This is a genomic window from Xanthobacter sp. NM-59 (genome assembly GCF_021401125.1).
GTDB lineage: Bacteria > Pseudomonadota > Alphaproteobacteria > Rhizobiales > Xanthobacteraceae > Xanthobacter.
In genome coordinates this window covers 130,014-137,400 of record NZ_JACBFQ010000013.1, presented here as the reverse complement: position 1 = coordinate 137,400, position 7,387 = coordinate 130,014, and the positions used below count along the sequence as shown (strand labels likewise).

Below are 7,387 nucleotides of genomic sequence, written 5' to 3'. Positions count from 1 at the left end.
CGCCACCTTCGTCCTCTGCGACGAAAACGGCGCCATCCTCCTGCGCACCCTCGGCAACACCCCTGAGGACAAGGCCCACGCCGTCTGCGCAGCAAATGCCATCAACACCAGGGCGCCTCTCATCGAGGCCCTGCGCGCCATCCTCACGGGCTCCGAGGCCTCCGGCCGCTGGCTCGATCCCGCCGGCGCCGAGTGCGACCAGGCCGCCCCCGGAGCCGAATGGGCCCCCTACACCGGCGAAGAGCAGGACATCTGGATCAGCTCCGTCGCCGACATCGCCCGCGAGGCCATCCGAAGCGCCGGCGAGACACCTGCCCCCTGAAGCTCCATCACCGCCCCGACGAGACTGACACACCGGCCGCCGGCTCCGCGTCGGCGCGCCATCAACCCCATCATTGCGCCACCACCGTGGCCGCAGGCGCCCGCCCACGGGCCCGCCAGGGAGGCTCCCATGTCCGAAATCACCTACCTCACCCGGAAAGGCGAATGCCCGCCCACAGCCGTCCACTTCGACGACAACGGCAAGCCATACTGCGCCATCGACATCGCATGCCCACTCTGCGGCGGCACCGGGCGCACCTCTTGGACTCCAGACCCCATCTGCATCGCCTGCGACGGCGAGGGCGGCTCCGGACGCGCCGAGAGGATCCCGCTCTACACCCCAGACGAAATCCAGCGCCTCGAGGCCGCCCTCGCCAAAAAGCGAGCCCGCCAAGAGGCCGCCCGAGCCCGAAGCCTCCAGACCCTCGAGGAAAACCACGGCGCCATCCTGGAGGCCGCCAGGGCCATCCGCAACGCCAGCCCCTATGCCGACCGCATCCTCGACACCATCGAGCGCACCGCCGCCCTCTCCCCAGCCCAGGCCGCGAGCCTCGAGCGCGCCGTCGCCGAACACCGCGACCCCGGCCCCTCCCAACACCTCGGCGCCATCGGCGAACGCATCGCAATCACCGCAGTCGTCACCAAGGTTGCGCCCCTCAAGCCCCGCTTCCGCAGCAAGGGCCGCCCCACCGCCCCCGCATGCGCCGTCACCCTCACAACCGACGACGGACACCAGCTCGTCGCCTTCACCGCAACGCCCTGCAGCCCCCGGGACCGATTCACAATCTCCGGAACCGTCAAAACCCACAAAACATGGAAAGGTAAACGCCAGACCATCGTCACCAGGGCAAAGCTCACCCCCGAAGTATGAACCAGCAACAAACAAAAAGGGCCGCCCACAGGACCGGCCCTTCCTCAACGCAGGACAGGTGCCCTGCGATCAAAATTGGCTTGTAGCAGTCGGCCCGGGGCGCTATCGTTCTGGCGCGCCGTCCATAGGCCTGCACACCCGCCTGAGCGAAGCCATATTCTGGCAATGGAGTGTTGAAAGTCAGCTCTGTCCTCTCGATTGGACCTTGCTCGTCTGGCGGGTGACTTGCACAAGGTGATGGATTCGAGACGATGGGCTATTCTATTGAGCGTCAGTTCCCGAGAACTATTTCCGGCCTGAAAAGCAAGGCAAAGAAAATCGCTCGGCGCGACTCTCTTCCGCATTGCGCAGCTCTTGATCGGGCGGCGCGAGAGAGCGGCGCACACGACTATCAACACTTTCGCCGCTTGTATGGAGGGACGCAATCTATCCTTCCCTTCCGCCACGAGATTATTCTTGAGCAGGAGTGGGAGGAAGCGCAATCCGGGCAACCCCGAAGAGTGGCACTTCGACTGCCACTGTCACGAGCCGTGGATGATCTTCCTTGCCGCGGGATCGGTCGTTTGCCGCGAGTCAGGATCCGGCACAGGAAGGGCAATCGTTTCCTGATTGACGCCTCTAATTCTAGCAACGAAGAATTCGCCCGCGAGGATTTGGTGCGTGTCGCGAGAACAATTCAGTTTGTGGATGCGACGGGACTGGTACTCGCTAATGCCCGAAGCTGGCGGCGTGCACCATATCCTCGCTACCGGGGGTTGGACCATCCGTCGACCTGGATGAACCCCGAAACCGGCCGGCCACTCCATGTAGACGAGCCATATGCGGATATGAGGGGAACTCTGCTCGGCCCGTTCAACGATAGTGGTCAGCTCTGGTGCCAGGAGAACCAATTTGATTGGCTGCGTCCAAATTGGGCCGGCATGTATAGCCCTGAGCTTTGTTGCGATTTCATCTTGATGTCGCACAAGATCGAAGGTGAACCGCTCGTTCCGGTAGCTCGAAAGCTGGAAGCCTATCATCCTGCGGTACTCACCTGGACGGCAGACTTTATCTCCTAGCGGCGGAGGGTCTCCAGCCGCTCCTGGCGGCGGCGGAGGCAGCTCGCGATCCTCGGCGCCGACCCAGGCCCGAGCTTCCGCTTCGCCTCCGCGGCGCTCGCCAGCACGGCCCACCAAGCCGTTGACCTCGTCATCAGCTCCTCCGGCTCGAGCCCGGCCTTCGCAGCGCCGAGAAAGCATAGATCGCCCCGGCGACGGCCCCCGCCAGGGCGACCAACCGCAGCCATACGAATGCCGGCCCGAGCTGGAAACCGCCTTTTCACCCGCACCCAAAAGGCGAATGCCCGCCCGCGGCCATCCGCACCGGCGAAAGCGGCCTTTTATGGCCGAGATTGTGGATGAATGGGCAATTTTGGCCTATTCTTTCGAGAACCAGCCGTTTTGCGCAGGAGGATGCTGCAGTTGGCACCAGCAGGAAACCCTCGGGACGGCTCCAATGCCTGGCAATCCGGCAACGCCAGTGCGCCCCAACCTCCAGTCACCGCGGCTGACCGCGTTGACAGGGCCTCCCTGAACCAGGTTGGAAGGCCACCTCGATTTCAGGCTCAGATGGCGGCCTTCATTGAGCAGCTTCGCCGCGGCCCTAACCCAGAGGCGGCTCGGCGGCTCTGGGAGGTCGAGCTGGCTGCGCATGCGGAGAAGGCACTTTCCACACGGATAAGCTACGTGTCGAAGTACCGGACCGAGATCAAGGTCGCGCTCGGAGAGGACAGCCCGTTCCTGAACATCGTGGTTGCGCCGGTCGACTGGGTCCGGCAGATGCAGGCGAACCAAGTCGCACGCGTTGCCGCGCCAGCAGCGCTGATGACCATTCCTCTTTGGCGCGAGATCATCCAGCGGGCTCGCGAGCTGCTGCACTCAACCGACCCGCTCGATGTGGGGATAGGTTTGCTGACAGTGACAGGCCGCAGGCCACTGGAGGCCTTTTCTCAAGGCTCCTTCGAGCGCGTGCCGCTGACGCAGAGTTCTGGCCCCGCCTTCGCCCGCTGGGCCGTCCTGTTTCGAGGGCAGGCCATGACCAGGGGCCAGGAAGGGACCCGCGCCGGGCAGGCGTACATGATCCCGACGCTGGCCCCCGCGAAGGAGATAATTACAGCCCTCGCGCGCCTTCGCTCATCCGACGCTGCGGCCAGCGATCTGGTTGTGAAGGCAGGAGAAACGCAGCGGCTCAAATGGGCCGACATGACAAGCGAGGACTTCCGCAGGGCCATCATCGAGCGCGGCCTGCTTCGGCAACGGATCCCAGAACTGTTCGCGGATCTATGGCCCGGCACCACAGGGTTGACTGCCCATAATTTCCGCTCCTTGTACGCCGAGGTAGCGTACAAGAACTTCGCCGAAGGGCGTTTCACCAAGAACAGCTTCTTTTCCGCAATACTAGGCCACACGGCCAAGGATCTCGAGACCTCTTTCGCGCATATGAAGTTCGTGACCCCGGATGATGGGGACGCGGAATGCGCTCTGGCCGATGGGCAAGCCAAGCGCGAAATCCTTCAGAGGCGCATCTTCCAGCGCCTCTCTGAGGTGGACCTCCTGGATCTCCCCGACGTACATGGCGCCGCGGATCCCGGCATCCACGACAGGTGGGCGGCCGAGCTCCTGTCCGTGACGGAAAACGACCCCGGCCCTCAGCCCCTGCCGGACCGCGCTCACGTCGCGGCCAGCGCACCTGGCGAAGGGAGCGGTGCAATATCCCCCAAGGCCCGGGCACGCCCCGCCGTATCGGCCGCGGAGCCGAGAGCCGCAAGCGTGCGCACCCGTTGCGTCAACAATATCGTCATGACCGTGCAGCAGGTCACCACCGGGCCCAACGGGGCCCCTCTGATCGCGGGTCATGATCGGTTAAGCGGAGATCATGTCCACGTCTCCCTGATGACGCCCGGGGAAGCGGCGCAGCTCTTGCCGCGCCGCGGGCCGGAACGGTTCGAGGATCTCCAGTCCCAATATGCCCAGCGCTTCGCTGCCCGACCGGGCGCGAACCTCCTGCGGCCGGGCATCACCGTCGCGATCACAGGGGTCTATGAGGTCGGCCCTGATCGCAGCCTGCTGGCACGCTGGCCCCAGATCATGCAAAGCGGCTCGCACGACGTGGAATTGATCCATGCCGGGCTGATCGAGATCCAGCTCCGCAAATCCGAGGAGCGCGTTAGCAGGGTTCATGTGACCGACATCGCGCGCTCGGTTGGCTTACTGCCGGAGAACGCCGCGACGATCCGGCAGCTCTTCTGCCCCCTGGAGGGCCGCACACTGTCCCAGCTCCGGCTAATCGTCGCCATGGAGAATGCCGACGGGGAAACCCGCAGCTTCGTTCTCCACCAAGTTGGCCCGGCTCTCGGCGCGGCCGCGCGGGCTGCTCTGGGCATTGCCCCCGGCACTCAAGTGGCCGCGGGAGAGCTTGCGGAGAACGACATCCGCGACGCCTCGGACGCGGTCATGAACGCCATTCTCTACCAGCAGGAGCACAGCAAAAGCGGAGCGCTCGCCGCGGCCGCCATCGCCAGCGTGCTGTCGGACCAAGATGACGAGGAACTGTTCCGCAGCCTGAAAATCAAGGGCAGTGTCAGCGCAGCCGACCGCAGCGTCGTCCGGGAGCTGATCGGCGCGTTGCGGTCCGGGCACGGCCGCGCGGCCGTGGCACCCGGCTGGAGCTACAACGCCTTCACAAAGACCTTGTCGTCATATCTGTCGGCCGCGGGCAAAGGTCTTACGGGAGACGAGGCCTGGTCTGGCGTGGTGGGATTGCGCACCGGCTATGTGGACGAGAGCGGACGGGTCGAAAGGTTCAGCCAGCCCATTGTGCACGCGGCAGTGCCAGAGGCCCCCAGTCCGCAGAAGTTGACGCTTCATCGACTTGCTCCCTGCGTCCTTCGACGAGCGGCGTCCCGGGATCCAGCCTTCGCGGCCCTAGCGCACTCTGGGGCCATAAGCACACTGCCGTCGCCCAGCCCGTCGCCTTGATGGCGCGGGCCGGGCCGGGCACGGATAGGACCGGCCCTCGGACGACGACACGGGCGAGGCTGCCGCCTGACGCAGACCTTTAGGTGCTGTGCGGGTCGGCTATGGGGACGGGGACAGAGAATGTATCCGGATGGCGGCCGGCGGAGGAGCAGAACCAGCGACCTCCCTCAAATGAGCAGCCAACTCCGCCAGACGGTCTGAGTCAACCTTGGCCTCAGGAACAAACGCCCTGACTGCGACCGCACCACGGTCACCACTTCCAAACGCCACATGACTACCTGCGGTCACCCAAACCGCCGCATCGGGAAATTCGGCACCGATGCGGCGCACCTTATCGACCAGCTCCGTGGGCAGCAGCCGTTGCAACCCGATCTCGACCAGCACACCGGGTACGCCACCGCGCTGAACCACATAGCAGTCATCACCGGCGAAGGCATCGACCAAGTCCGCGACCACGTCATTCGAAAGCACGCCCTCCGTTTGGATGGAGCCATCGCAGTCCGTGATAAACGTGCAGTCCTCGTTCAGCACCATGCCGGCGACAGCAGAAAGGCTCAGCCGCTCACCCAGTCGGACGTCGCGCGGCGTCTCATATGAAACCCCGTGGCCGAGCATCCAGCCACCTGGGTTCCCCCGACGGTTCCACCACCTCTCGTGCCCGTCGACCTTGGCCAGATGCCAGCCGCCCACACGGGCGGCGACCTCTTCAGCCACATTAATCTCCCGGCGGCGCCCATCCGAAAGGGCCTGAAATACCTGCTCCTCGAGGCCCCTAGGCACATCCTCAAAGGCCAGGTAGCTACGCTCAACTGCAGCGACGCACACCACTTCCGTCCGCAGGACATCCGGCAGATCCGCCAAATGCAAGCGGCCGGCTCGCACCAATCCAAGAACATCGACCCCCATCGCCACTTTTGGCTGGAGGGCACCGGGGACGGATGTGAACGTGGCGGGGTCTCGCTCAACTGCGGCGACGCACACCGCCTCCGTCCGCAGAACATCCGGCAGATCCGCCAAATGCAAATCGCCCGCGCGCACCAAAGCAACAACGTCGGGAACCTTGGCGCCCGGTGCCAGCGGGGCTGATCGCGCCACGAAAAGCACGTCCTCGGCCATTCCGAAGGCTTCCCGGAGGAATTCGGGGGGATCGCCGCCGCACGCACTCACGAACGTCTGCAGCGCTCTCAGCGCGCCGAAAACCGCCGGCTCAGCTCCTACAAACGGCACCGCCGACGCCGTGTCCCTCCCGACCAGAGACATCAGACGATTATAGTCGTCGCCATCGGGCGAACGGGGACCTCCCTCCTGATCCTCAGAATCCAATGCGTCGGCATAGGCCCGAGCAGCCTGACGCAAGACGCCCAGATCTTGCGCTCGGCTTAGCGCTTCGTCGGCATGCATCACCGAAAACGTCCGAACCTGTTCGCCATTTTCCTCCTCAATGGAGAGCAACTGGCCCAGCGTCCCACGAGCGTCAGGCAGTTGATCGAAATCAACTTGTCCTATGTCGAAGTCTGGTCCACTGACCCAGTTCTGTGCCTTCTGCGCCGCGGCTTCGGGCGTCGCCGCCACGACTTGCACGCTCGTCACCCGATCAATAACAGCGCAGAAACGAACCAAATATCTCCGCTGTGCTTCCAACTCCGCCCATGGTGCGGACGACTGCAGCGGCGGCAACCGGGCAGGATCGGCCAGATTCAAGCGCTCCAGCAGGCGCGGCACGCCTTCAGGCCCTTCGGCGATCGCGCTTTCGAGCTCCACCGGCGACAAGGTCGCCACTCCGCCATCCGTCGCCGGGAATTCCGCCACGCCCGCTACGCCCGGCCGCCAGCCGCGCACCACCGCTCCAAATTGCCCCGGCAGGGCGTCGGCCTGGAGCACATAGGCGAGCTCATGCTCCCGACAGAACCCTTCAATCGCGGATACGTCCCCGAAACCGCGCAGACCTTCCAGCAGGATCGGGCGCCCGCCCTGCACTGCTGCAGCCACCTCCGCAGGCGTACCGAACGCGCCATCAAGGAGACTCTTAAGCTTGTCGAGCACCTGCGGAGGCACAATTCCGCCGATATGCATCCGTGTCCTGGCATTTTCCGACATCTTGCTCACCTCCGCCGGGCCGAAGATCCGAGTGGCCTTCCTTAAGGAGGGCCGCGTCTCAGTCCCAGTCTAAACGACCCGA

The 7,387-nt window shown here is 64.6% G+C and carries 5 protein-coding genes; 4 read left to right on the top strand and 1 reads right to left on the bottom strand.

The genetic code is table 11. The features are described from left to right. The 4 genes from L0966_RS19920 to L0966_RS19905 all read left to right on the top strand — a co-directional run. Positions 1–322, top strand: a 322-nt coding sequence (locus L0966_RS19920; RefSeq protein ID WP_234053793.1) for a hypothetical protein, incomplete at its 5' end; no start/stop codon positions are given. Positions 323–451: 129 nt separating this feature from the next. Then, positions 452–1,192, top strand: coding sequence for a hypothetical protein (locus L0966_RS19915; protein ID WP_234053792.1), 741 nt, complete (start codon positions 452–454; stop codon positions 1,190–1,192). Positions 1,193–1,443: 251 nt separating this feature from the next. Further along, complete coding sequence (locus tag L0966_RS19910; protein ID WP_234053791.1) at positions 1,444–2,250, top strand: hypothetical protein; 807 nt, start codon at positions 1,444–1,446, stop codon at positions 2,248–2,250. 549 nt (positions 2,251–2,799) lie between these two features. Beyond that, positions 2,800–5,208 (top strand): protelomerase family protein, encoded by a 2,409-nt coding sequence (locus L0966_RS19905; protein WP_234053790.1) that lies wholly within the window; start codon positions 2,800–2,802, stop codon positions 5,206–5,208. A 99-nt stretch (positions 5,209–5,307) separates the two neighbouring features. On the opposite strand, the gene L0966_RS19900 is transcribed toward L0966_RS19905, so the two are convergent. Beyond that, complete coding sequence (locus tag L0966_RS19900; protein ID WP_234053789.1) at positions 5,308–7,305, bottom strand: hypothetical protein; 1,998 nt, start codon at positions 7,303–7,305, stop codon at positions 5,308–5,310. Positions 7,306–7,387: the final 82 nt, after the last annotated feature.

What these genes read in the sequence shown, in the direction of transcription:
- L0966_RS19915 (WP_234053792.1), top strand. Translation starts at nt 452, where the DNA reads ATGTCCGAAATCACCTACCTCACCCGGAAAGGCGAATGCCCGCCCACA.
- L0966_RS19910 (WP_234053791.1), top strand. Translation starts at nt 1,444, where the DNA reads ATGGGCTATTCTATTGAGCGTCAGTTCCCGAGAACTATTTCCGGCCTG.
- L0966_RS19905 (WP_234053790.1), top strand. Translation starts at nt 2,800, where the DNA reads ATGGCGGCCTTCATTGAGCAGCTTCGCCGCGGCCCTAACCCAGAGGCG.
- L0966_RS19900 (WP_234053789.1), bottom strand. Translation starts at nt 7,305, where the DNA reads ATGTCGGAAAATGCCAGGACACGGATGCATATCGGCGGAATTGTGCCT.